Annotated in this window: 26 protein-coding genes; 13 read left to right on the top strand and 13 right to left on the bottom strand. The window is 74.7% G+C overall.

The genetic code is table 11. The annotated features are described in order from the left end of the window. Positions 1–69: 69 nt before the first annotated feature. The 3 genes from H7344_RS01305 to H7344_RS01295 all read left to right on the top strand — a co-directional run bounded on the left by H7344_RS01305 (position 70) and on the right by H7344_RS01295 (position 3,459). Positions 70–717, top strand: coding sequence for a potassium channel family protein (locus H7344_RS01305; RefSeq protein WP_207620053.1), 648 nt, complete (start codon positions 70–72; stop codon positions 715–717). Between the two features lies 1 nt (position 718). Continuing rightward, positions 719–1,390 (top strand): potassium channel family protein, encoded by a 672-nt coding sequence (locus H7344_RS01300; protein WP_186344206.1) that lies wholly within the window; start codon positions 719–721, stop codon positions 1,388–1,390. A gap of 140 nt (positions 1,391–1,530) precedes the next feature. After that, positions 1,531–3,459 (top strand): hypothetical protein, encoded by a 1,929-nt coding sequence (locus tag H7344_RS01295; RefSeq protein WP_186344205.1) that lies wholly within the window; start codon positions 1,531–1,533, stop codon positions 3,457–3,459. Positions 3,460–3,682: 223 nt separating this feature from the next. On the opposite strand, the gene H7344_RS01290 is transcribed toward H7344_RS01295, so the two are convergent. The 4 genes from H7344_RS01290 to dut are packed head-to-tail and all read right to left on the bottom strand — an operon-like array spanning position 3,683 to position 5,871. Continuing rightward, positions 3,683–4,387, bottom strand: coding sequence for a DUF3159 domain-containing protein (locus H7344_RS01290; protein WP_229706814.1), 705 nt, complete (start codon positions 4,385–4,387; stop codon positions 3,683–3,685). After that, entirely contained in the window at positions 4,384–4,737 is a 354-nt protein-coding gene (locus tag H7344_RS01285) for an OB-fold nucleic acid binding domain-containing protein (protein WP_186344204.1), read from the bottom strand. Before H7344_RS01285 ends, H7344_RS01290 begins: the two co-directional genes overlap by 4 nt. After that, the gene (locus tag H7344_RS01280; protein ID WP_186344203.1) at positions 4,734–5,366 is read right to left on the bottom strand and encodes a DUF3710 domain-containing protein; all 633 of its coding nucleotides are present in this window, start codon (positions 5,364–5,366) and stop codon (positions 4,734–4,736) included. The genes H7344_RS01285 and H7344_RS01280 overlap by 4 nt, the downstream gene beginning before the upstream one ends. A gap of 28 nt (positions 5,367–5,394) precedes the next feature. Next, positions 5,395–5,871 (bottom strand): dUTP diphosphatase, encoded by a 477-nt coding sequence (gene dut / locus H7344_RS01275; protein ID WP_229706815.1) that lies wholly within the window; start codon positions 5,869–5,871, stop codon positions 5,395–5,397. Between the two features lie 51 nt (positions 5,872–5,922). Between dut and H7344_RS01270 the strand changes: the two genes are divergently transcribed. Both H7344_RS01270 and H7344_RS01265 read left to right on the top strand, forming a co-directional pair. After that, positions 5,923–6,438, top strand: a complete 516-nt coding sequence (locus tag H7344_RS01270; RefSeq protein ID WP_229706816.1) for a DUF3093 domain-containing protein — start codon at positions 5,923–5,925, stop codon at positions 6,436–6,438. Between the two features lie 20 nt (positions 6,439–6,458). Further along, a complete protein-coding gene (locus H7344_RS01265; RefSeq protein WP_186344202.1) occupies positions 6,459–6,755 on the top strand; it encodes a DUF4235 domain-containing protein in 297 nt (98 codons plus the stop codon). 88 nt (positions 6,756–6,843) lie between these two features. On the opposite strand, the gene H7344_RS01260 is transcribed toward H7344_RS01265, so the two are convergent. From H7344_RS01260 to H7344_RS01250, 3 genes are all read right to left on the bottom strand, one after another. Continuing rightward, complete coding sequence (locus tag H7344_RS01260; RefSeq protein WP_154611873.1) at positions 6,844–7,134, bottom strand: DUF4193 domain-containing protein; 291 nt, start codon at positions 7,132–7,134, stop codon at positions 6,844–6,846. Between the two features lie 135 nt (positions 7,135–7,269). Beyond that, positions 7,270–8,118 (bottom strand): inositol monophosphatase family protein, encoded by an 849-nt coding sequence (locus H7344_RS01255; protein WP_186344201.1) that lies wholly within the window; start codon positions 8,116–8,118, stop codon positions 7,270–7,272. Beyond that, complete coding sequence (locus tag H7344_RS01250) at positions 8,115–9,263, bottom strand: ferrochelatase (protein WP_186344200.1); 1,149 nt, start codon at positions 9,261–9,263, stop codon at positions 8,115–8,117. The genes H7344_RS01255 and H7344_RS01250 overlap by 4 nt, the downstream gene beginning before the upstream one ends. 78 nt (positions 9,264–9,341) lie before the next feature. Here H7344_RS01250 and H7344_RS01245 point away from each other — a divergent pair, with 78 nt between their 5' ends. The 4 genes from H7344_RS01245 to H7344_RS01230 all read left to right on the top strand — a co-directional run bounded on the left by H7344_RS01245 (position 9,342) and on the right by H7344_RS01230 (position 14,314). Then, the gene (locus H7344_RS01245; protein WP_186344199.1) at positions 9,342–10,523 is read left to right on the top strand and encodes an MFS transporter; all 1,182 of its coding nucleotides are present in this window, start codon (positions 9,342–9,344) and stop codon (positions 10,521–10,523) included. A 21-nt stretch (positions 10,524–10,544) separates the two neighbouring features. Beyond that, complete coding sequence (locus tag H7344_RS01240) at positions 10,545–11,846, top strand: D-arabinono-1,4-lactone oxidase (RefSeq protein ID WP_229706817.1); 1,302 nt, start codon at positions 10,545–10,547, stop codon at positions 11,844–11,846. 73 nt (positions 11,847–11,919) lie between these two features. Further along, positions 11,920–13,572 (top strand): matrixin family metalloprotease, encoded by a 1,653-nt coding sequence (locus H7344_RS01235; protein ID WP_186344197.1) that lies wholly within the window; start codon positions 11,920–11,922, stop codon positions 13,570–13,572. A 64-nt stretch (positions 13,573–13,636) separates the two neighbouring features. Next, positions 13,637–14,314, top strand: a complete 678-nt coding sequence (locus tag H7344_RS01230; RefSeq protein ID WP_186344196.1) for a DUF998 domain-containing protein — start codon at positions 13,637–13,639, stop codon at positions 14,312–14,314. On the opposite strand, the gene H7344_RS01225 is transcribed toward H7344_RS01230, so the two are convergent. The 5 genes from H7344_RS01225 to H7344_RS01205 all read right to left on the bottom strand — a co-directional run bounded on the left by H7344_RS01225 (position 14,268) and on the right by H7344_RS01205 (position 17,959). After that, on the bottom strand, positions 14,268–14,660 hold the full coding sequence (locus tag H7344_RS01225; protein ID WP_222130074.1) for an ASCH domain-containing protein: 393 nt from the start codon (positions 14,658–14,660) through the stop codon (positions 14,268–14,270). The two genes, H7344_RS01230 and H7344_RS01225, sit on opposite strands and share 47 nt — an antisense overlap. After that, complete coding sequence (locus H7344_RS01220) at positions 14,657–15,358, bottom strand: VOC family protein (protein ID WP_186344600.1); 702 nt, start codon at positions 15,356–15,358, stop codon at positions 14,657–14,659. The genes H7344_RS01225 and H7344_RS01220 overlap by 4 nt, the downstream gene beginning before the upstream one ends. Positions 15,359–15,374: 16 nt before the next feature. Further along, positions 15,375–16,229: an ABC transporter permease gene (locus tag H7344_RS01215; protein ID WP_186344195.1), complete on the bottom strand. Its 855-nt coding sequence runs from the start codon at positions 16,227–16,229 to the stop codon at positions 15,375–15,377. Then, the gene (locus H7344_RS01210) at positions 16,226–17,239 is read right to left on the bottom strand and encodes an ATP-binding cassette domain-containing protein (protein ID WP_186344194.1); all 1,014 of its coding nucleotides are present in this window, start codon (positions 17,237–17,239) and stop codon (positions 16,226–16,228) included. The genes H7344_RS01215 and H7344_RS01210 overlap by 4 nt, the downstream gene beginning before the upstream one ends. 102 nt (positions 17,240–17,341) lie before the next feature. Beyond that, positions 17,342–17,959, bottom strand: a complete 618-nt coding sequence (locus H7344_RS01205; RefSeq protein WP_186344193.1) for a trimeric intracellular cation channel family protein — start codon at positions 17,957–17,959, stop codon at positions 17,342–17,344. A gap of 88 nt (positions 17,960–18,047) precedes the next feature. Between H7344_RS01205 and sepH the strand changes: the two genes are divergently transcribed. After that, a complete protein-coding gene (sepH, locus tag H7344_RS01200) occupies positions 18,048–19,043 on the top strand; it encodes a septation protein SepH (protein WP_186344192.1) in 996 nt (331 codons plus the stop codon). A gap of 23 nt (positions 19,044–19,066) precedes the next feature. On the opposite strand, the gene H7344_RS01195 is transcribed toward sepH, so the two are convergent. Beyond that, positions 19,067–19,891: a sulfurtransferase gene (locus H7344_RS01195; protein WP_229706818.1), complete on the bottom strand. Its 825-nt coding sequence runs from the start codon at positions 19,889–19,891 to the stop codon at positions 19,067–19,069. Positions 19,892–19,970: 79 nt separating this feature from the next. Here H7344_RS01195 and H7344_RS01190 point away from each other — a divergent pair, with 79 nt between their 5' ends. From H7344_RS01190 to H7344_RS01180, 3 genes are read left to right on the top strand one after another with little or no spacing between them, the layout of a single operon-like run. Beyond that, positions 19,971–21,323: a TolB family protein gene (locus H7344_RS01190; RefSeq protein ID WP_186344190.1), complete on the top strand. Its 1,353-nt coding sequence runs from the start codon at positions 19,971–19,973 to the stop codon at positions 21,321–21,323. A 23-nt stretch (positions 21,324–21,346) separates the two neighbouring features. After that, a complete protein-coding gene (locus H7344_RS01185) occupies positions 21,347–22,000 on the top strand; it encodes a thymidine kinase (RefSeq protein WP_186344189.1) in 654 nt (217 codons plus the stop codon). A 58-nt stretch (positions 22,001–22,058) separates the two neighbouring features. Next, a complete protein-coding gene (locus tag H7344_RS01180) occupies positions 22,059–23,726 on the top strand; it encodes an AMP-binding protein (protein ID WP_222130073.1) in 1,668 nt (555 codons plus the stop codon). Positions 23,727–23,747: the final 21 nt, after the last annotated feature.

Genomic DNA, 23,747 nt, shown 5'->3' with positions numbered 1-23,747 from the left:
CCCCACCCGAGGCTTCGCGGGCGAAGCGGCGTCCGGCGCGGGTACGGTTCCCCCGTGCACGTCGTGATCATGGGCTGCGGCCGAGTCGGCTCGACCCTCGCCCGCAGCCTCGAGGACCGCAACCACACGGTGTCGGTCATCGACAGCGAGCCGGACGCCTTCCGCCGCCTGGGCCCCGGCTTCAACGGCGACAAGGTCGCCGGCGTGGGCTTCGACCAGGAGGTCCTGGAGAAGGCCGGCATCCGCCGCGCAGACGCCTTCGCCGCCGTCTCGTCCGGCGACAACTCCAACATCATCGCCGCGCGCGTCGCACGCGAGACGTTCGGGATCCAGCAGGTCGTCGCCCGCATCTACGACCCCGGCCGCGCCGAGGTCTACCAGCGCCTCGGCATCACCACTGTCGCGACGGTGAAGTGGACCGCCGACCAGGTGCTGCGCCGGCTGCTGCCGGCCGGCGCGGAGCCGGACTTCCGCGACCCCTCCGGCACGATCCGGGTCGACCACGTGCCCGTGCCCGAGGTGTGGGTGGGCCACCGGACCGTCCACTTCCAGGAGCAGACCGGCAGCCGCATCGCGTGGATCGACCGGCTCGGCGAGGGCATGCTGCCCAAGCGCGAGACCGTCATCCAGGAGGGCGACCTGATCCACCTGGTCGTCCGCGAGGAGAACGCTGACCACGCCATGTCCGTCATCAAGCGCGGACCGCAGGAGGACTGACGTGCGCGTCGCCATCGCCGGAGCGGGAGCCGTCGGCCGCTCGATCGCCCGTGAGCTGATCCACAACGGCCACGAGGTCCTCCTCATCGACAAGAACCCGGACTCCATCCGCCCCGAGCGGGTGCCCGACGCCGAGTGGCTGCTCGCCGACTCCTGCGAGCTCTCTTCGCTCGAGGAGGCGCGGATGGACCGCTGCGACGTCGTCATCGCCGCGACCGGCGACGACAAGGTCAACCTGGTCACCTCGCTGCTGGCCAAGACCGAGTTCGGCGTGCCGCGCACGGTCGGCCGGGTCAACCACCCCAACAACGAGTGGCTCTTCACCGAGGCCTGGGGCGTCGACGTCAACGTCTCGACCCCGCGGATCATGTCCGCGCTGGTCGAGGAGGCGGTCACGGTCGGCGACCTGGTGCGGTTGTTCACCTTCCGCCAGGGCGGCGCCAACCTGGTCGAGATGACGCTGCCGGCCGACTCGCCGTACGTCGGCAAGCCGAGCGGGCTCATCCCCCTGCCGGAGAACTGCGCACTCGTCACGATCCTGCGCGACGGCCAGGTCTACGTGCCGAGCGCCGAGCAGCCGGTCGAGTCCGGCGACGAGCTGCTGTTCGTCGTCCCGGCCGAGGTCGAGGACGCCCTCGAGCGGCTGCTGGCCCCCTCGATGCACGGCGGCTGACCACCCGTCCGGCGCACCGCGTCGCCCGGCCTTCGAGAACTACACAGTTGTAGTTGTCCGCGGTCGCTTGCGTGTGACTGGTGTGACTGGTGTGATTCCTGGGTCGCGGCGTTCCGGACCGCGCAGCAGGAGGCAGGTCCATGGGTTCCGCACGCACTTCCGACGGGCGCCGGCGCACGTCGGTGCTCGCCCGCTCGGTCGTGGTCGGCATCGCCGCCACGGTCCTCGGCGCCACGGCCACCGTCCCCGCCAGCGCCGATCCGGCCGCCGATCCGACGCCGTCCCCTGCGCCGGCGCCGTCCCCCGTCCCGGTCCCGTCGCCGACCGTCGCCGAGCCGTTCCAGGCCTTCACGCTCAACGTCTGCTACTGCCTCGGCCCGGCCAAGGCGATGGCCGACGTGCGCAAGGTGCTGCCGCTCGGCGACGCCGGCATGCTCCAGGAGTTCTCCGACGCCGTCGACCGCCGCAACCTCATCTCGCTGCTCACCGCCGAGGACTGGGGCTGGTACATGCCCACCACCGGCGGCGGCACCATCCCGATCATCTGGGACCGCTCGCGCTTCCGGCTGATCGAGGGTCGCACGATCAAGGTGCACCCCGCCGAGAAGGGCGTGACCCCCGCCCGCCACATCAACTCGGTGCGGCTGCGCGAGATCGCCACCGGCGAGGTCTACGGCCTCGCCAACGCCCACACCATCGCCCGCGCCTCCAAGGACGCGCGGCTCAGCGACATGCGCCGCATCCCGCGGCTGCGCAAGCACCTGCAGCTGTTGCGCGGCGAGGTCGAGCGGCTCTTCGGCACGACCGAGCACGTCTTCGCCGGTGGCGACCTCAACGTCAACTACCTGGCCGACCGCAACCGCCGCAACGCGGGGCTGCCGACCAGCGCGCTCGGCGACCTCCTCCGCTTCGACATGCCGCTCATCGGCTCGCGCGGCACGAGGTCGTTGCTCGACTACACGATGAGCGTCCGCGACGCCGGTGGTCTCGTGCCGACCGACCGGCGGGTGGTGCGCGGCTTCAACTCCGACCACGACGCCGTCGTCGTCACCTACCAGCCGCAGCAGCTGCTCGCCGACGGCCCGGTCTTCAACGACCCGACCGCCGACCCGGCCGGCCGCACCGCCGTCCGCGACCGCCAGGTCCGCGCCGTGCGCAACGCCGAGCCCGGCGACACGGTCCGGCTGGCCACCGCCCGCCTCGCCGACCCGGTCCTCGAGGAGGCGCTGCTCGCGGCCGCCGCCGAGGGCGTCGGCGTCCGGGTCGTCTCCGGGGCGGCCAGCCCCGCGCTCACCCGGCTCCAGGCCGCGCTCGGCACCGACGCCGCCGCGACGTCGTACGCCCTCGCCTGCGCCGCGGACTGCCTCGACGGCGGCCGCCACGAGGTCGAGGCGCTGCTCGTCGACCGGCTGAGCCGGACCACCGACCTGACCGTCGTCGCCAGCGCCGCCGCGGTCCCCGCCAGCACCAAGGCCTGGACGACCGGCTTCATCTCCACCGACCCGGCGACGTACGACGCGTACGGCGCCGTCCTCGACCGACTCGTCGCCGCGGCCGCGCCCACGCCCGCGCCCGAGGTGCCGACCGATCCCACCGATCCCACCGCGCCGACCGGTCCCGCGCGTGCGCTGGCCGCGATGTCCTACCCCGTCGCCAGCGGCTCCACCGACCCGGTGATCGAGGCGCTCGCCCCGGTGGCATGCACACCGGCCGGCCAGGGCGCCACCCGGGTTCGCGCCGTCGTCCGCTCCTGGGCCGGCGCCCGCGGCCGGCTGGTCGCCGACCGCCTCGCCGACCTGCGCCGCGCCGGCTGTGACGTCGCCGTCGTCGCCGGTCCCGGTGTGCTCGGCGGGATCCGCAGCCGGCTCACGAACGCCGGGGTGCCGGTCACCGCCGCGAAGGTCGCCCAGACCACCCTCGTCGTCTCCGGCGGCTCCACCACCCGCGCCTGGGTCGGCGGTCCGCCATGGACCGACCGCGGCACCACCAGCACCGGCCTCGCGCTGGAGGTCGGCGACGCCGGCGTCGTCGCCCGCTACCTGGACCAGTTCACCCGCCTCACCCGCTGACCGGGCTCATCGCCGGTCAGGCGGGGGTCGGCGCTGGAGGCCCGCACTTGACCGACGGAACTCGCGCTTGACCGATGAAGATTCGTCGGTCAAGCGCGAGATTCCTCGGTCCAGTCGACAGATTCACCGGTTGACCGGTGAATCTGTCTCCCCCAGCCACCCAACCGAGGAGCCACCCAACCGACGAACCGACCGACCGACGGCCGAGGTCAGGCGGCGAAGGTCAAGCGGCGGAGGGGGTGACCGGGGTGCGGTCGCGGCCGAGGACCCAGGCCATGCCGGCGAGGGCGGCGAGCTGGAGGGGCCAGCCGAGGGCGATCTTGAGGATGCCGAGGGTGGCGACGACGGTGTCGGCGTCCATGGCGCCGCTGTTCCCGGCGAGCCACAGGGGCGCCTGGACGACGACGCGCAGGAAGCACGGGACGACGAGCAGCCAGGTGAGCGTGCTGCAGAGCCGGACGACCTGCCGGTCGTCGTGCCAGGCGGTGGGGTCGCCGGTGACGCTGCCGACCATGAAGCCGACGAGCGGCCACCCGACGAGGCAGGTGAGCGCGAGGACGACGGTGTAGCCGCCGTTGTAGAGGATGCCGGGCAGGAAGTACGCCAGCGCCTGCTCGTCCTCGCTGCCGCCGCGGCTCGCGGCGAGGCGGACGAAGAGCCAGCCGATGCCGATGCCGAAGAGCGCGTTGAGCGCGAACTGCACCGTCGAGCGCTGCACGAGCCGCACGACGAGCATCGCGACCGCGGCAGCGACGCTGATCGTGAGCGCGAGCACGAGCTCGCGGGTGGTGAGCCACAGCGCGGTGAAGAGGATCGTCGGCACCGCGGCCTCGACCATGCCGCGGCGGCCGCCGAGGGCCTTGGCCAGCTGGGCGCGGACGACCGACTCGACGGTCTCGACGGTGGGCTGCTCCTGCTCGGTCGTCACGGGAGGAGCTCGTAGCGGGGGTTGTAGATGACGCGCGCGCCGTCGTGCGTGCCGATCCGCCCCTGCACGTCGATGGAGCGGCCGGGGGTGATGCCCGCGATCTGGCGCCGACCGAGCCACACGACGGTGAGCACGCCGGAGCCGTCGAAGAGCTCGGCCTCGAGGGCAGGCACGCCGCCGCGCGGGCGGAGCGTGACGGTCCGCAGCGTGCCGCGCAGGTGGACGCGTTCGCGGTCCGGGGCGGTGGCGACGGTGGAGCAGTCGGGGGCGGCGTACGTCTTGCGCAGGTCGCGCGCGTGCTGGTCGCTGGTGTCGGCCCAGCGGCTCAGGCTGCGTCGCAGGCGGCTCATGCCAGTCGCCTGGCGCTCTCCGGCATGGTGACCGGCAGCGGCTCGCCGGGAGGCACGGCACCGGCGCCACGGCGTACGGCGACCGTGGTGATGACGTCCTCCCACTCCCGCGCCTGGTCGGAGTCGGGCTCCATCGCCGGACGGCCCAGCAGCGTCGCCCGCAGCAGCCAGCGGTCGCCGGTGATGCCGATGATCCGCGACGGCTGGGTGGCGGACTGGCCGTCGGTGCGGGTGACCGGGAGCTCGCAGAGCAGCTCGGTGCCGAAGCGGCCCTCGCGCTCGCTGGCGGTGCCGCCGCGCTGGGCCATCTCGGCGGCGATCCGCGGCCGCAGGTCGCTCCAGAGGTCGTCGTTGCGGGGCGCGGCGAACGCGCGGAGCTCGAGGGCGCCGTCCTCGCCGGTCAGCAGGACCGCCTGGACCTCGCCCGAGCGCTCGTCGACCTGCAGGCGCAGCTCCCGACCGGGCACCGCGCCGATGAGCAGCGAGCCGAGGTCGACCCGCTCGCCGTCGCCGGGAGGCAGGTCGGAGGCGTCGTAGGGACCGACCGGAGCCGCGGCCGTCCCGGCCTCGTCGGTCGATCCGCCCTCGCTGCTGGGCTCGACGGACTTGCGGCGGAACTTCACGTACATCTCCCTCGACTGGCGGGTCAGGGGCGGGTCACGGGCGACCGAACCCCCCGGTAGAACCGTAACCTCCGCTCCCCCGCTCCGAGGAAGGCAGGACGTCGACCTCGACGAACGTCGCGGTCTCCACTCGCTGCACGACCAGCTGCGCGATCCGGTCGCCCCGGTGCAGCTCGACCGGCTCGGACGGGTCGAGGTTGACGAGCAGCACCTTCACCTCGCCGCGGTAGCCCGCGTCGATCGTCCCCGGCGCGTTCACGACGGTGACGCCGTGCCGCGCGGCCAGGCCGGAGCGGGGGTGCACCAGGCCGACGTACCCGTGCGGCAGCGCGAGCGCGATGCCGGTCGGCAGCAGCGCCCGCTCCCCCGGCGCCAGCGTGACGTCGACGGTGGTGAGCAGGTCGGCGCCGGCGTCGCCGGGGTGCGCGTACGCCGGCAGCGGCAGGTCCGGGTCGAGCCGGACCACGGCGATCTCCAGCGGGCTGTCCGACGTCTGCTGCGGCTCGGTCACGGCCGGACCCTAGAGCATCCCGGCACCGACCGGGATGGGAGGCTGTGTGCCGTGCCCGAGCCTGTCCCGACCCCTCCCGCCGGCCGTCGCGAGCTCCACCGCGAGCGGTTGAGGGTGCCGCTGCGCTGGTGGGTCCAGTGGACGATGTTCGTGGCGTCCCTGTGGCTCGCGCTGGTCGTCGCGGTGCCCGGCCCCCTCGCGTGGAGCGTGTCGGCGGTGCTGCTGGCGGTGTCGGTCACCCTGCTCGTGGGGTACGGCGCCGCGCCGGTGGTCGTGGCCGACGGCGTGCTGCGTGCCGGCCGCGCGCGGATCGGGGTCGAGCACCTGGGCGAGGCCCGCGCGCTCGACGCCGCGGAGACCAAGCACGTCCACGGTCCGGGCGCGGACGCCCGTGCCTACCTGCTGCTGCGGCCCTACCTCAACCGGGCCGTGCGGGTGGAGGTCACCGACCCGGCCGACCCCGCGCCGTACTGGCTGGTCGGCACCCGCCATCCCGACCGGCTCGCCGCCGCCATCACCACCGCGCGCGAGGCGCACGTGGCCGGTGGCGGCGACATGCCGGCCTGAGGCCTGGGTACTGTCCCGCCATGGCATCGGACTCCTCCAAGGTGTGGTCGGTCTTCTCCCTCGTCTCCGCCCTGGGCGCTGCGGCGCTGGCGAAGCAGGGCCTGGACAAGACGTGGCGGCTGGCGACGGGGAAGAAGCCGCCGGAGAACCCGGCCGACCCCGACGTCGAGCTCCGCGAGGCGATCGCCTGGGCGGTCGCGAGCGGTGTCGCGGTGGGCATGGCGCGGATGCTCGCCCAGCGCCGGGCCGCGTCGTACTACGCCCGCTCGACCGGCCACCTGCCGCCGGAGCTGCGCAAGGACCACCAGAAGGTCTGACGGCCCGTCCCCAGCCCGGAGAACAAGCCCAGAGAAAGCGAAAGGCCCGCGACCACCAGGTCGCGGGCCTCTTGCATGCGGTGTCGTGTCACACGCAGTCGCGGCAGATCATCTTCTTCTCGTCGGCCAGCTGGCTGCGGTGGTGGACCAGGAAGCAGCTCATGCAGGTGAACTCGTCGTCCTGCTTGGGCTTCACCTCGACGGCGAGCTCCTCGTGCGAGAGGTCCGCGCCCGGGAGCTCGAAGGACTCGGCGGCTTCGGCCTCGTCCTCGTCGACCTTCCCGGAGTTCTTGTCGTGGCGACGCGCCTTGAGCTCCTCGATGGACTCCTCGGACTGCTCTTCCTCGTTCTTGCGCGGTGCGTCGTAGTCCGTCGCCATGCGTCGCTCACTCCCCTCGGGCTCGATGTGCCACCAACGGCGCGCCAGATTGTGCACCATCGGTCGGCGGTTGCCCACACCGGGCGGTGGGGCGTGTGCGCAACGTCGCCTGCAGGTGCCCTATTCCCCCGGCGGTCAACCCGCCGCGAAGCCCGCGTCCAGGACCGCCTCGAGCAGCTCGTCGAACCCGTGCGCCGGCGCGGCGACGAGCAGGTCGCGGCCCCCGACGCCGGTCATCAGCCGCGTGCGAGCGCCCGCGGCGCGGGCCACCAGGCCGCCCGCCGCGTGGTCCCAGAGGTGGACGCCCTCCTCGACGTAGCCGTCGACGAGGCCCTCCGCCACGTGGCACAGGTCCAGGGCGCAGGACCCGAGCCGCCGCACGTCGCGCACGCGCGGGAGGAACCGCACGAGCGCGTGCGCCTGGAGCGCGCGCAGGTCGCTGTCGTAGGAGAACCCGGTCGCGACCAGCCGCTGCCCGAGCGGGGTCGGCCCCGCCACGGAGATGGGTACGCCGTCGCGCGTCGCCGTCGCGCGGCCGTCGGCGCCGACGTGGGCGGCGTACTCCACCCCGGTCGCGGCGTTGACGACCACGCCGGCGACGACCTCGGCCCCGTCGTCCCCGTCGGCGGAGGTGACCTCGGCGGCGACGGAGACGGCGTACTGCGGGATGCCGTAGAGGAAGTTGACCGTGCCGTCGATCGGGTCGACCACCCAGCGGACCCCGGAGGTGCCCGCGCGGTCCTCACCCTCCTCGCCGAGCACCGCGTCGTCGGGGCGCCGCTCGCGCAGCAGGGACCGGATCAGCGCCTCGCTGGCGCGGTCGGCCTCGGTGACGACGTCGACCTCGCTGGACTTGGTCGCCGCGACCCCGACCCCGACCCCGCGCGACGCGTGCTCGCGGACCACCTCGACGGCCGCCCGCGCCACCTCGAGGGCGACGCCGAGCAGCGCCTCACCGGTCGGCGCGGTGGTCGGCGGGGTCACTGGTCGATCGGCTCGCGCTCGCCGGTCAGCGTCGGCACGGCGCCGCGCGGGTTGGCGCAGCAGCCGACCGGGCAGCGGTCCCACATCGGGCCGGTGGTCCCGACCGCGGGGCGCTCGACCGGCTCGCCACGCTCGGCGGCGGCCCGCTCCAGCAGCAGGTCGCGGACCGCGCGGACGAACCGCGGGTCGGTGCCGGCCGTGCCGGCGCGGCGGGCGGGCAGACCGAGCTCCTCGGCGGTGGCCATCGCCTCGGTGTCGAGGTCGTAGATGACCTCCATGTGGTCGGAGACGAACCCGACCGGGACCATCACGACCGCGGGGACGCCCTGCTCCTTGAGCGCGGCCAGGTGGTCGTTGACGTCCGGCTCGAGCCACGGGACGTGCGGGGCGCCGGAGCGCGAGCAGTAGACGAGCTCGTGGGGGTGCTCGCGGCCGGTCTCCTCGCGCACCCGCTCGGCGATGACGGCGGCGACGTCGAGGTGCTGGCGGACGTAGGCGCCGCCGCCCTGCTCGGGCGGGCCGCTCGCGTCGTTCATCTGGGTCGGGATCGAGTGGGTGACGAACGCCAGGTGCGCGCCGTCGCGGACGTCGTCGGGCAGCTCGGCCAGGGCGGCGAGCGTCGCGTCGACGACCGGCTCCACGAAGCCCGGGTGGTTGAAGTAGTGGCGCAGCTTGTCCAGCTTCGGTGCGGCCGGGGAGCCCTCGGGGAGGGCGTCGACGGCGGCGAAGAGGTTCTCGCGGTACTGCCGGCAGCTCGACCACGACGAGTAGGCGCTGGTCATGAAGCACGCCGCGCGCTGGACCCCGTCGGCGGCCATCTGCGCGAGGGTGTCGGTGAGGTAGGGGTCCCAGTTGCGGTTGCCCCAGTAGACCGGGATGTCCACGCCCGCCTCCGCCAGGTCCGCGCGCAGGTCCTTCAGGAACGCGCGGTTCTGGTCGTTGATGGGCGACTTCCCGCCGAAGAGGTAGTAGTGCTCGCCGACCTGCTCGAGCCGCTCGCGCGGGATGCCGCGGCCGCGGGTGACGTTCTCCAGGAACGGCACCACGTCGTCGGGCCCCTCGGGGCCGCCGAAGGAGACGAGCAGGAGGGCGTCGTACGGCGCGGGATCGGTGCTGGATTCGGCGGCGGAGCCGGGGCTGGACATGGCCACATCGTAGGGAGCGCGGCCAACGCTCCCGCGATTGGTCGGCACCTCCCGGGCGGCTCTAGGTTGACCTCCGCCATGACCGCCCTCGCCACCTACCGCCGGGTCCTGGCGAACCCCGGCGCGGCCCTGTTCAGCGCCACCGGGCTCGTCGCCCGGTTGCCCATCTCCATGGTCGGCCTGGGCATCGTGCTGCTCGTCGAGTCCTCGACGGGGTCCTACGGCGTCGCGGGGGCGGTGTCGGCGGCGTACATGGTCGCCAACGCGCTGCTGGCGATCGTCCAGGGCCGGCTGCTCGACGCGCTCGGCCAGGGGCGCGTGCTGGCGACGGCGAGCGTCGTCTTCGGCGTCGCGATGGTCGCCGTGGTGACCTCGGTAGAGGCGGGCTGGCCGCTCGTGGCGACCTACGTCGCCGCCGCGTTCGCCGGGGGCTCGCTGCCGCAGATCGGCTCGTGCGTCCGGACCCGCTGGTCGTACGTGCTCGAGGCGCCCGAGGACAAGCAGACGGCGTACGCGCTCGAGGCGGTCGCCGACGAGGCGGTCTTCATCCTCGGCCCGATCCTGGTCACCCTGCTCGCGACGACGGTCGACCCGGTCGCCGGGCTCGCGGTGGCGATCGTCGCCGGGGTCGGCGGCAGCCTCGCCTTCGCCTCCCAGCGCGCCACCGAGCCGCCCCCGCACCGGCACGACCGCACGATCGGCGCCCGGCCGCCGCTCCCCTGGCGCACCGTCGTGCCGCTGGCGATCGGCAGCGCCGCGCTCGGCGTGCTCTTCGGCGCCGCCGAGGTGACGACGGTGGCCTTCGCCGAGGAGCAGGGCAACGAGGCGTACGCCGGCGGGCTGCTCGCCCTCTGGGCGCTCGGCAGCCTCGTGGCCGGCTTCGTCACGGGCACGATCGCCTGGAAGCGCGGCCCGGCCGTCCGGGTCCGCTGGGGCGCCGCCGCGATGGCCTGCGCGATGGCGCCGCTGTTCCTCGTCGACTCGGTCTGGCTGATGGGTCTCGTGCTGCTCGCCGGCGGCCTCGCCATCGCGCCCACCCTCGTGGCGACCATGTCCCTGACCGAGCGGGTGGTGCCCGCGAGCCGGCTGACCGAGGGCATGGCGATCATGCAGACCGGCCTCGTCGCCGGCGTCGCCCCGGGCGCCACGATCAGCGGCTTCGTCGTCGACCACTCCGGCGCCTCCGCCGCCTACCTGGTCAGCCTCGCCGCCGGCCTCGTCGCCGCCCTCGCCGCCCAAGCCCTCCCCCGCGACTCCTGACGCCCGGATAGGTTGCGCCCCGTGGAGTGGAGCAACTGGTCGGGGTTGGAGCAGGCGCGGCCGAGCCGGGTCGTGCGGCCGGGGGACGCCGCGGCGATCGTCGCGGAGGTCGAGCGCGCGCGGGAGCGCCGGAGCACGGTGAAGATGGTCGGCACCGGCCACTCCTTCACCGGCATCGCGGCCCCCGAGGAGACGATGCTGGTGCCGTCGGGCATGACCGGGATCGTCGCGGTCGACCGCGCGGCGATGACGGTCACCGCGCTGGCCGGCACCCGCCTCCAGGACCTCAACGAGTCGCTCGAGCGGCTCGGGCTGAGCCTGCACAACATGGGTGACATCGCCGAGCAGACCCTCGCCGGGGCGGTCTCCACCGGCACCCACGGCACGGGCGGGCTCGCGGGCGGGCTGGCCGCGCAGCTGGCCGGGCTCGAGATGGTCACCGGCACCGGCGACGTGGTCCGGGCGGCGGCCGAGGACGACCCGAAGCTGCTCGATCTGGCGCGGGTCGGTCTGGGCGCGCTCGGGGTGCTGACGACGCTGACCTTCCGGGTCGAGCCGCTGTTCCTGCTGGAGGCCCGCGAGGAGCCGATGGCGTGGGACACCGCGCTGGCGACGTACGACGAGATGACGGCGGGCAGCCACCACGTCGACCTCTACTGGTTCCCGCACACCGACCGGACGATGGTCAAGCGCAACGACCGGCTGGCCGCCGACGTCTCCGAGGCCGAGCCGCTCGGGCAGTGGCGCTCGTGGCTGGACGACGACTTCCTGTCCAACTCCGTCTTCGGCGTCCTCAACGCCGCCGCCAACCGCGTGCCGGCCGTGATCCCGCGGATGAACCAGGTCAGCGCGCGCGTCCTCACCGCCCGCACCTACAGCGACGTCGCGCACCGGGTCTTCACCTCGCCGCGGAAGGTCGTCTTCCGCGAGATGGAGTACGCCGTGCCGCGCGAGGTCGGCCTCGAGGTGCTGCGGGAGTGCCGCCGCGTCATCGACGCCTCCGACGTGCGGATCACCTTCCCGGTGGAGGTCCGCTCGACGCCGGCCGACGACGTGGCGCTGTCGACCGCGTCGGGGCGCGACTCGTTCTACCTGGCGTTCCACACCCACCGCGACGCCGACCATCGCCGCTACTTCGCGCTGGTCGAGCCGGTGCTGCGCGCGGCGGGCGGCCGCCCGCACTGGGGCAAGGTGCACACGATGGCGGCCGAGGACCTCGCGCCGGTCTATCCGCGTTTCGCCGACTTCCTCGCACTGCGCGACCGGCTCGACCCCGACCGGGTCTTCGCCAACGCCTACCTGCGGCGCGTCCTGGGCGACTGAGGCCGTCCCCCGATCTGGGGATGTCGAGCCTCCTCGCGGCGACCCGGCGGCCTGCCGGACGCACCATCGGCGGATGAGGTCGCGCAGCGGGGGTCGTGGAGCCGGCACGTCGAGGACGTGGCGAGGTCGCATCGGGCCGGTCGGGTTGGTCGGGCTGGTGGTCGCCGTCTGCCTGGTCGCAGGCGGCGCCGGCCCGGTCACGGCCGCGCCCGCGCGCGCCCAAGCGCCGTCGAGCTCCCCCGCCGCGCCGGTCGGACCGGTCCCGGACCGGATCGACCTGGCCGACGACGTGGTCGTGCCGGCCGCGACCGGCGCTCTGCAGCGCTGGAAGCCTCGCCGCTGGCCTGGCCGCACCATCCGCTACCACGAGACCCTGCCGGCGAAGTGGGACTGGAGTCTCGACCGCGCCGTCGAGCGCTGGAACCGCTCCGGCGGCAACATCCGGTTCGTCGAGGTCCCGCGCTCGAAGGCGCGGCTGACCATCCGCTACGGCAACACCGGCGGGGCGGACGGCGTCGGCACGCTCGGCTACCAGGCGACCAACTACGTCCACCTCGCCCCGTTCTACAAGCAGGCTGACGCCCTCCGCGCGGAGACCCGGGTGTGGGTCGGCCGGCTGCTGGCGCACGAGCTCGGGCACGTGCTCGGCTTCGACCACACCGGCGGTCGCTGCTCGCTGATGTACCCGTTCTTCGACATGGGTGGCTGCCCGCTGCTGTCGGCCACACCCGGCTCCTACGAGTGCCGGTGGATCGACAAGCCGCTGCTGCGCCGCTTCGTCGCGTGGTACGGCGGTCGTGCGCGCCTCGCCCCGCGCCGCTGCCTCATCGAGCCCCTGCCGGCGCCGCTGAGGGACGTGGGGTTCTCCGGCGGCCAGCCGGCCGACGGGCCGGTGCGGATCACCTGGCGTCCGGTCTCCGGCGCCCGGCCCGGCACGAAGGTGTTCGTCACCGTCTGGAAGGCGCCCACCTGCGGCACGAGGCCGCGGAGCTGGGACCTCCGCGTCGGGCTCGCGCCATCGGTGGGCACGTGGAGCGACCCGCGCCACGGCACGGGGGCGTGGTGCTTCGGCGTCGAGGTGGCCAACCGGTACGGCGGCGCCCGCTCCGGCGGCGTACGCCGGATCGAGCGGTGGGCGCCCGTCTCGCCCGCGCCCGCGGTCGGCACCCCGACCTGGGTGCCGGACCGGTCGGCGTTCCGCGTCTCCTGGACGCCGCCCGACCCGGGCACGCGCCTGGAGGTGGTCCGGGGCGACGGGTCCGGCGCCTGCCCCGTGTCGACCGACGGCGGCTGGAGCGAGGTGCTCGAGCAGGACGGGCCGTCCACGTGGCTGGTCCCCACGTGGTCCGCCTCGGAGTGCGTCGCGTTCGTCGCCGTCACGAGCTGGGGCGCGGTCAGTCCCCCGACCACCGTCACCCTCACCGTGCCGGCGCCGACCGTCCGTCCCACGGTCGGCGAGCTGACCTACGACCCGGACGCCGGCAGCGCGAGGGTGGCGGTGGACCTGCCCGAGGACGCCGGATGGTTGGGGATCCAGGTGCTTCCCGGGTCGTGCCCGGCCACCCCGCCGGTGGACGCGAGCTGGTCCGACGGCTTCGCGAACGGCGACGGCACCTGGACCGTCCACCCGGCCTCCGCGGAAGGGCCGAGCTGCGTCCTCTTCGCCGCCCTCGACGGCTTCGGACGGCCCGGGCCGGTGGTCGAGCGCGAGCTCGTCGTCCCGTGACGTCTGGGCGAGCGGGGTCGACCTGCGGCGCGCGCTCGGCAACTGACGGTCCTACGGTGGGCCCGTGCCGGCCACCTCGTCCCTCCCCTCCGTCGGGTCGCGCGCCGCGCGCTGGGGAGCGCTGGCGCTCCTCGTGCGGCCCACCTACGTCGCGGCGGAGCTGTTCGTCGCAGCAGCGGCCACGGGCGACTACAGCCTCGTCGCCGACTCGATCAGCCGGCTCGGCGAGTCCGGCTGCTCTCCCTCCTCCTGCTCACCGCGCCACGACGTCATGAACGCCGCGTTCGTCGTCTCGGGCGCACTGCTGGCCGGTGGCGCGGCGCCGCTCCGCAGGTCCTGGGGACCGACGGTCACCGGTCTGCTCGTCGTCTCCGGGCTGAGCTCGGTCGCCACCGGCCTCGCACCCCTGGACCGCGACGTCACCCTCCACGTGGTCGCGGCGACGCCCCTGTTCGTCGCGCAACCACTCGCGCTGGTGGCCCTCGGCCTGCGGCTGCGCAGCGACCGGCCGCGCCTGGCGCGTGCCGTGCTGACGACCGGAGCGGTCACCGGAGCGGCGGCGGCGGTGTTCGTCCTCGCCGGCGACGGCCCGGCGGCCGGTGCCTTCGAGCGCCTCGCGATCTGGCCCGTGCTCGGCGCCCTGGCCGGCGCCGCCTGGGCCGTGGCCCGGCCCCGGGCGGCGCTCGGGTCAGTGCTCAGACCAGCCGGAACCGGACGCACACGATGGGGGTCTCGTCGGTGACCGGCGTGCCGACGCGCTCCCAGTAGCGGCGGTGCGCGGCGCGCCACTCCTCCAGGTCCGCGTCGCCCTCCCCCTCGGCGTGCGCGAACTCCCACGGGACCTCGGCGAACGGCACGACCTCCAGGCCGGTGACCTCGACCGTGCCGACCTGCCCACCGTCGTCGTCCAGCAGCGCGAGCCGCTCGCCGACGTGCTCGAGCTCCTCGCCCTCCTCGTCGTACTCCGCCCGCAGCCCGGCCGTCGCCTGCTTCTCCCCGGCCAGGACCAGCCGGTTCAGCTCCTCGCGCAACCCGCCGGGCGTCCCGAGCTCGAGCGCACGCAGCCCGCCCACCCGCGGCCAGGTCACGACCCGCCCTCCGGGGAGAGCGAGGTGCACACGCACGCCTTGTTGCCGTCCGCGTCCGCCACCACGACGTACGACGGCGCCTGGCTGTCGTCCACGACGGTCCCGCCGGCGGCGACCGCCGCGGCGATCCGCTCCTCGGCGACCTCCGGCGCCACCCACACGTCGAGGTGGAACCGTTGCCGCGGCTCCTCGTGCGGGTCGGTGCGCTGGAACCAGAGGTAGGGCACCTGCCCGGTCGCGTCCCACACGTCGTCGTCGATGCTGCCGCGGCCGACGGAGGCCGCCGAGCCGGTCAGCAGCGCGGCCCAGACCGGAGCGAGCTCGGACGCGCGGGCCGTGTCGAGGGCGAGCTCGATCGCGGTGATCGCGCGCGGCTCGGCGACCGCGCCGGCCTCGGCCGCGAGCCCGCTGAGCACCCGGGCGAGGTCGACGTCGCGCTGGGTCACCCACTCGACGACGTGGTCGGTGCCGGTCTCGTCGCGGTAGACCGCGTCCGGGCTGACCAGCCGCAGGTCGACGTTGCCGCGGTCGAGGGTGACCCGGAGGTCGGACGCGGTCCCGGCGGCCGCCTCGGCCACCGCGGCGGCCAGCCGCGCCGCCGCGGCGAGGTCCGCGACGGCGTACCGCGCGTGCAACGCCTGGCCGAGCTTGCGCCAGTCCGCGAGCCCCGCGGCGGCAATCTCGGCGTTCCTCAGCATCTGCACCGGCTGCCCCTCAGGTCTTGTTGTTGTAGAGCCGCAGCGCGATCGGCGCGAACACCGCGGTGATCACCGCCGACAGCAGCACGACGAGGAGGATGTCGCCGCCGTCGGCCGTGTCGTTCATCAGCCCGCGGGCGGCCTCGACGAGCAGGGTGACCGGGTTGACGTCGACGAACGCCTGGAGCCAGCCGGGCATCGTCTCCGGCGGCGCGAAGACCGAGGAGACGAACGTGAGCGGGAAGAGCACCATCATCGAGGTGCCCATGACCGCGTTCGGCGTGCGGACCTTGAGCCCGACGATCAGCCAGACCCAGGTCAGCGCGACGCAGAAGAGCACGAGCAGCGCGACCGCGGCGACCACGCCGAGCACGCCGCCCGGCGCGCGGTAGCCGATCGCGAGACCGACGGTCAGCACGACCGCCGAGGCGATGACGTACCGCAGCGCGTCGCCGAGCAGCGCGCCGACCAGCAGCGCCGGCCGCCACACCGGCAGCGAGCGGAAGCGGTCGAAGACGCCCTTCTCGATGTCGGTGTTGATGGTGAGCGCGGTGTACATCGTGATGAACACGACCGTCTGGGTGAGGATCCCGGGCAGCGCGTACTGGAGGTACTCCCCCGGCGAACCCGCCATCGCCCCGCCGAAGACATAGGTGAACATCAGCGTGAACATGATCGGGAACATCGTCACGTCGAAGAGCTGCTCGGGGACGTGCTTGATCTTCAGCAGCGCCCGCCAGCCGTAGGTCATCGACGCGCCCACCGGGCCGGCGTGCCGGGGCCGCTCGGCCCCGCCGACGGCCGCGATGACGGAGGCGTCGAGCGCGGGCTGCTGCGGGTTGGTGGTGTCGGCCCGGGTGGTGGTCGTCATGCCGGGACCTCCTCTGCGGTCGGTCGGGTCGGGTCGTTCCCGGGATCGTTCGTGGCGGGTGCGGTCTCCTCGGCCGGCCGGCCGGTCAGCGCGAGGAAGACCTCGTCGAGGCTGGGCTGGCCGAGGGAGTACTCGCTGATCAGCAGTCCGTGCTCCCCCGCCCGGTGCAGCGCGCCGGCGACGACGGTCGGGTCGGCCACGCGGAAGGACAGCGAGGCCGGGTCGGAGTCGAGGACCGGCTCGGCGTCGAGCGACTCGGCCAGCAGCGTCGCGAGCGCCGGGCGGTCGGTCGGGTCGGCCACGCGCACCCTGACCGCGCCCGAGCCCACCGACGCCTTGAGCTGGCCGCTGGTGCCCTCGGCGATCACGCGGCCGTGGTCGATGACGGCGATGCGGTCGGCCAGCTGGTCGGCCTCCTCGAGGTACTGCGTGGTCAGCAGCACGGTCGTCCCCGCCCGCACCAGCGCCCGGACGATCTCCCACACCTGGTTGCGGCTGCGGGGGTCGAGCCCGGTCGTCGGCTCGTCGAGGAACATCAGGTCGGGGCGGACCACGATCGAGCCGGCGATGTCGAGGCGCCGCCGCATGCCGCCGGAGTAGGCCTTCACCTGCTTGCGCGCCGCGGCGGTCAGGTCGAACGCCTCGAGCAGCTCGGCCGCGCGCTGCTTGGCCGCCGCACGGGAGTAGCCCTGGAGCCGGGCGATGAGCACGAGGTTCTCGGTGCCGGACAGGTCCTCGTCGAGCGAGGCGAACTGGCCGGTGAGGGCCACCCGGGATCGGACCTGCGCCGCCTCGTGGACGACGTCGTGGCCCAGCACGTACGCCGTGCCGCCGTCGGGCGGCAGCAGCGTCGCGAGCATCCGGATGGTCGTGGTCTTGCCCGCGCCGTTGGGCCCGAGCACGCCGTACACGCCGCCGGCCGGCACGGCCAGGTCGACGCCGTCGACGGCGCGGGTGTCGCCGAAGGTCTTGACGAGCCCTGAGGTCTCGATGGCCAGGTCGGATGTCATGGGGGTCACGCTGCCACGCCCCACCGACAGTGAGCACGGCAATTCTGTTCCGGTCGCATGCCCGTCCGACTCATGCCGCCGCCGAGACTCATCGGGGGCGCGTCAGACGCTCGCCATCCCCGGCGGCCGCGGCGCCTGCCACCCGCGCCACAGCGCGAGCAGCCGCCAGGTCAGGCACACCGTGGCGCCGACGACGCTGACCAGCTCGCGCGACAGGTCGAGCTCCACGCCGACGACCACGACGAACGCGCCCGCCAACGCCGGCGTGGCGTACAGCTCGCCCCGGAAGACCACCGGCACCCGCCCCGCCAGCAGGTCGCGCAGGATCCCGCCACCGATCGCGGTGGTCATGCCGAGCAACGCCGCCGGCACCGGGCCCAGGCCGTGGTCGAGCGCCTTGAGCGCGCCCGCGGCGCAGAACAGCGCCAGCCCGAAGGCGTCGAAGACGTTGACCGTGCGCTCCATCCGGCCCAGCGTCGGGTGGTAGCCGAAGGTCAGCAGCCCCGCGACGGCCGGCACGACGAGGTAGCGCCAATCGGCCAGAGCGGCCGGCGGCGCCGCGTCGATGAGCAGGTCGCGCAGGAACCCGCCACCGAGCCCGGTGGTCCCCGCGAGCAGCAGCACCCCGAACACGTCGAGGTCCTTGCGCACCGCGACCAGCCCACCGGAGATGGCGAAGACGAAGATCCCGACCAGGTCCAGGACGACGAGGGTCGGCACGCTCCGAGGTTACCGGTCCTCCGGCCTCCGCTGGCGTAGGCTCTGGGCCCACGACCAGCAGGAACGACCGGGCAAGGACCACACACCCATGGCGCACCTCCAGCTCACCGGAGTGAGCGAGGACGGCAAGCGCCTGCTGCTGACCGACGACACCGGTGCCGAGCACCAGCTCGTCATCGACCAGCGCCTCCGCAGCGCGCTGCGCGAGCCCCCGCCGAGACGTATGGAGAAGCAGATGGAGAGCACCCTGCGGCCCCGCGACATCCAGGCCCGCATCCGGTCCGGGGAGTCCGCGGAGGACGTCGCGGCCGCAGCGGGCACGTCGGTCGACAAGATCATGGCGTTCGCCGGGCCGGTCCTGGCGGAGCGGCAGCACGTCGCGGAGCGGGCGCAGAAGTCGTCGGTACGTCGCCGGGCCGGCGAGGCCGCGGGGTCGGCGCGCACCCTCGGCGAGGCCGTCGAGGCGCACCTGCGCTCGATGCACGTCCCCGCCAGCGGCGTGGAGTGGGACGCCTGGCGTCGCGACGACGGTCGCTGGGCCCTCGTCGCGGCGTACGAGACCTCGAAGCGGAGTGGCATCGCCGAGCTGACCTACGACGTGCCCGGCAACTTCGTCCTGCTCGACAACGACGACGCCCGCTGGCTGGTCGGCGAGGCCCTCCCGGAGCCGGCGCCGACCCGCGACGACCTGCAGCAGGCCCGCCAGCGCCGGCTCACCACCGTCGACCTCACCGACCAGGAGCTCCCGCTCGGCGACGACGCGATCTCGCTGGTCCACGACGAGCCGGTCGACGCGTTCCTCGACACCGAGGCCCCCACCGAGCCGACCGCCGCCGCCCGCGAGCGCGACCTCGTCGAGCAGGCGGCCGACGCCGCCGCCCTCGACACCCCGGACGAGGCGCCCACCACCGAGCAGCCCGCCGTCGCTGCCGAGGACCCCGCCCAGGACCCCGCCGACGAGCCTGCCGCCGAGCCGGCTCCGGACGAGCAGCCGCCCCCGCGCCGCCCGGTCCGCAAGAGCCGCGGCCGCGCCTCGGTCCCCAGCTGGGACGAGATCATGTTCGGCGGCGGCAAGCAGGACTGACCAGACGGCGCTGGCGCGTCTCCTCAGTCCGCGGTCGTCGCGACCGGGCGGGACCGGTCGGCCACCCACTCGCTCCAGCTGCCGGGCCACAGCGCGGCGCGGATGCCGGCGACCTCCATGGCGAGGACGTCGTGGGCGGCGGTCACGCCCGACCCGCAGTACGCCGCCACGTCGGCGTCCGGCGTGACCCCCTCGGCCGCGTACAGCGCGCGCAGCTGGACCGGGTCGCGGAAGCGCCCGTCGGCCCGCACGTTGATGCTGGTCGGCACGTTCACCGCGCCCGGGACGTGCCCGGCGACGGGGTCGACCGGCTCGACCTCCCCGCGGTACCGCTCCGGATCCCGCGCGTCGACGAGCACCCCGACGTCGAGCACGCCGTCCACCTCGACCACCGGCATCCCGCCCGGCCGCGCCGAGAAGTCCCCCGGCGCGACGTCGCCCGGCCCCGTCTCGACCGCCTCGCCGGACGCCAGCCACGCGGACCAGCCCCCGTCGAGCACCCGCACGTCCGGGTGCCCGTGGAAGCGCAGCAGCCACCAGGCCCGCGCCGCGGCCCGGCCCGCCCAGTCGTCGAGGACGACCACCGGCCGGTCGCCCGAGACGCCCGCGGCGCGCATCGCCGCCTCGAACACCTCGACCGGCGGCAGCGGGTGGCGGCCCCGCGGACCGGCCGGCGCGGCGAGGGCGGAGTCGAGGTCGACGTGCACGCTGCCCGGCACGTGCCCGCGGTCGAACTCCTCGCGCCCGGGCGGGCCGCCCAGCCGCCAGCGCACGTCCAGCACGGTGGGGCTGGCGCCGGTCCCGACGGCGGCGGCCAGCTCGTCCACGAAGATGAGAGGTGAGGACACCGGACCATCCTGCACCGCCCCGCCCGCGGTCGCAGCGTGCTCCCTGGCGGAGCGAGCCCGGCCCGCCTACCGTCGGTGGATGACCCCGCGCCGCACCGGGCTGGCCGCCGGCGTCGGCGCGGCCGCGGCCGTCCTCCTGGCCGGCCCCCTCCTGGCCGACGGTGCGCCGGCGACCCGAGGAACGGCCGTCCTGCCCGACCGCCTGGCGGGCTACTCGCTGCTGACCGGCGACGTCGAGGACTCGCCGCCGGGACGGGCCGTGGCCCTGTTCCAGCACGGGTACGGCGTCGAGTTCCTGGACTTCCCCCAGGCGATCGTCGTGGGCTGGCGGGGGGACGCCGTCCGACGGGTCGAGGAGGCGGAGGACCGGGCGGGGCCGGAGGCCCAGGGCGACCCCGCACCGATGCTGCTCTCCGCCGACGGCCGGTCCGTGGCGGTCGGCGACCACCACACGGACGAGCCGGACCTGGAGCTCGTCGACCTGGGCAGCGGCGGCACGACGTACCACGACCTGCCCGAGGGCGGCAGCGTCCAGCCGGTCGCCTGGGCGCCCGACGGTCGGCGGGTCGCGTACCTCTTCGGTGGCCCCACGAACCCCTACCGGGGGCGCTCGCCCCAGCAGGCGCTCGCCGTCCTCGACCTCGACACGGGCCGCTCGGAGACGGTCGCCGACGACGTCGTGTCCGCAGCGTTCGCCCCCTCGGGCGAGCGGCTCGCCGTCCAGCACCGCCGGGCGGGTCGCGATGCCCCGGCTCCCCTGACCGTGCTCGACCTCGCCGACGGCCGCAGCCGGCTGCTCAGCCGCACGGCGGTGCTGGCCGGGCCCGCGTCCTGGTCACCGGACGGCCGCCTGCTCGCCGTCGTGCTCCGCGGCGGCCGGACGGCGGCGCGGGTGACGTTCCTGGAGGCCGGCACGGGCGCGCGGGTGCCCGGACCGGCGCTCCGCCTCGGACGAGGGCTCGTCGGCTCCGCGGCGGTGCTCGGCTGGACCGGCCCGGACGAGGTCGTCGGGGTGCTCCCCCGCGCCGAGGGCGACGACCGGGACGACGGCCGGGCGGGCGACGGGCCCGAGACCGCCTGGCTGGCTGCCGTGCCGGTCGACGGCTCGGCGCCCCGGCGGCTCACCGAGACCACCGATCTCCACTCGTTCGGCGTCAGCCGCTGGCAGGTCGCCCAGGAGGCGCTGGCGGACCTGGAGGTGCGGGCCGTCGCCGACGTCGATCGCGGCCCGATGCCGTGGCCCTGGCGGCTCGTGCTCGCCACGGTGATCGGGACCATGGCCGCCTGGGTCACCGGCCGGCTGCTGCGCCGGCGCCCGCGACGTACCGCCGGGCCGGACGGCGCGCCGGGCGGCCCTGCACCTCCGACCACCGACCCGGCGGACACCGAGGACCGCCCGTCGGACGGCGTCGAGGCCGCACCGCGCGCCTGACCGACCCGTGGGAGGATCCGCCGGTGGCGGAACTGCACTTCTTCACCGGGACGATGGACTCCGGCAAGTCGACCCTGGCGCTCCAGACCAACCACAACCACGCCGCGCGCGGCCGGGCGGGCCGGATCTTCACGGCCAACGACCGCGCCGGCCAGGCGCAGATCTCCAGCCGGCTGGGCCTGACGCACGAGGCGCTCGAGGTGGGCCCGGACTTCGACTTCTGGCGCTACGTCGTCGAGTCGCTCACCCACGGCGGGCGGATCGACTACCTCATCTGCGACGAGGCGCAGTTCTACACGCGCGACCAGGTCGACCAGCTGGCCAAGGTGGTCGACGAGCTGCAGATCGACGTGTTCGCCTTCGGCATCCTCACCGACTTCCGCACCGCGCTCTTCGAGGGCTCCCAGCGGCTCGTCGAGCTGGCCGACCGGATGAACGTCCTGCAGGTCGAGGCGCTGTGCTGGTGCGGGAAGCGCGCCACCCACAACGCGCGGACGGAGAACGGCGCGATGGTCGTCGAGGGCGAGGTGATCGTCGTCGGTGACGTCGACGATGCCAGCACGGCACCGGCCGACGTGGCCTACGAGGTGCTGTGCCGCCAGCACCACCGTCGCCGGCTCACGGCCGCTCGGGCGAAGGCGGTCTCGCTCGCGCCGGAGCCACTGCCCTTCGGCTAGTCCCGCTCTCCGGGACCGCCGCCGCCCCGCTGTCCGGGCCGGCGGGTGCAATGCGCATGTGACCGACGCCACCATGCCCGCGCTGCCCCACGCCACCATGGCCGAGCTGCTCCTCGCCCGCGCCGAGGACGACGGGACCGCGCTGATCTTCGAGGGCCGCCGCTGGACGTGGCGCGAGCTGCTCGCCGAGGCCTCGGTGCGCTCGGCGCTGCTGCAGGAGCTGCGCCCCGCGGAGGGTCCGTGGCACGTCGGCGTGCTGCTGGAGAACACCCCGGAGTACCTCTTCCTCGTCGCCGGCGCCGCCCTCTCCGGCGCCACCGTCATCGGCGTCAACCCGACCCGGCGCGGGGCGGAGCTGGCCGCCGACGTACGGCGCACCGACTGCGCCATCCTCCTCACCGCCGAGCCGCACGGCTCGCTGCTCGACGGGATCGACCACGGCGCGGAGACGGTCCTCGACGTCGAGGGCGAGGAGTACGCCGCCGCGCTGGCGCGCCACGCGGACGCCCCGGTCGCGGCCACGCCCGAGGGGCTCGACCCGAGCAGCGTGCTGCTCCTCCTCTTCACGTCCGGCTCGACCGGCGCGCCCAAGGCGGTCATCTGCTCGACCGGCCGCTGGGCGCGGATCTGCCAGCTCACCCCCATCCCGGTCGGCCGCGACGACGTGGCGTACAACGCGATGCCGCTCTTCCACGGCAACGCGTTGATGGCCGCCTGGGGCCCGTGCGTCAACCACGGCGCGGCGTTCGCGCTGCGCCGGAAGTTCTCGGCGTCGGGCTTCCTGCCCGACGTCCTGGAGACCGGGGCGACGTTCTTCAACTACGTCGGCCGCTCGCTGGCCTACGTGCTCGCCCAGCCCGAGCGCCCGGACGAGAGCAGGACGAAGCTGCGGTTCGGCTTCGGGACCGAGGCGTCGGCGCGGGACCGGTCGGAGTTCCTGCGCCGCTACGGCGTGGCGGTCTCGGAGTCCTACGGCTCCTCGGAGGGCACCTGCTACATCATCCGCACCCCCGAGACGCCCGACGGCGCGCTCGGCGTGCCGCAGGTCGGCTTCACCATCGACGTCGTCGGCGAGGACGGCGAGGTCAGCCCGCCGGCCCGCTTCTCCCCCGACGGCGAGCTGCTCAACGCGGCGGAGGCGACCGGCGAGCTCGTCTCCCGCGGCGCGGCCGCCCGGTTCGAGGGCTACTACAACAACCCCGAGGCCAGCGCCGAGAAGCTGCGCGACGGCGACTTCTGGACCGGCGACCTCGGCTACCGCGACGAGGACGGCTTCTTCTACTTCGCCGGCCGCACCGCCGACTGGCTGCGGGTGGACTCCGAGAACTTCGCCGCCGCCCCGGTCGAGCGGATCCTTTCCCGCTTCCCCGGCGTCGCCGTCGCCGCGGTCTACCCCGTCCCCGACCCGCGCACCGGCGACCTGGTGATGGCGACCCTCCAGGTCGACGACCCCACCTCCGTCGACCCCGACGACCTCGCCGGCTTCCTCGCCGAGCAGGCCGACCTCGGCACGAAGTGGGCGCCGCGCCTGGTCCGCCTCACCGACGACCTGCCGGTCACCGCCACCCGCAAGGTCGACAAGCCGACCCTGCGCCGCCAGCTGTGGCGCGGCGGCGACCCGGTCCTCGAGCGGGTCGACGGCTCGTACCGCCGCCTCACCCCCGACCGCGCCGCCGCCCTCGAGGCGGAGTACGCCGAGCACGACCGGCTCGCGCTGCTCGGCTGAGCCCTCCGGTGGTGGCACACT

Origin of the sequence: Nocardioides deserti (genome assembly GCF_014266025.1) — a bacterium.
GTDB classification, from domain to species: Bacteria; Actinomycetota; Actinomycetes; order Propionibacteriales; family Nocardioidaceae; genus Nocardioides; species Nocardioides deserti.
The sequence above is the reverse complement of the archived record's forward strand: the minus strand, read 5'-3'. Positions and strand labels throughout refer to the sequence as shown.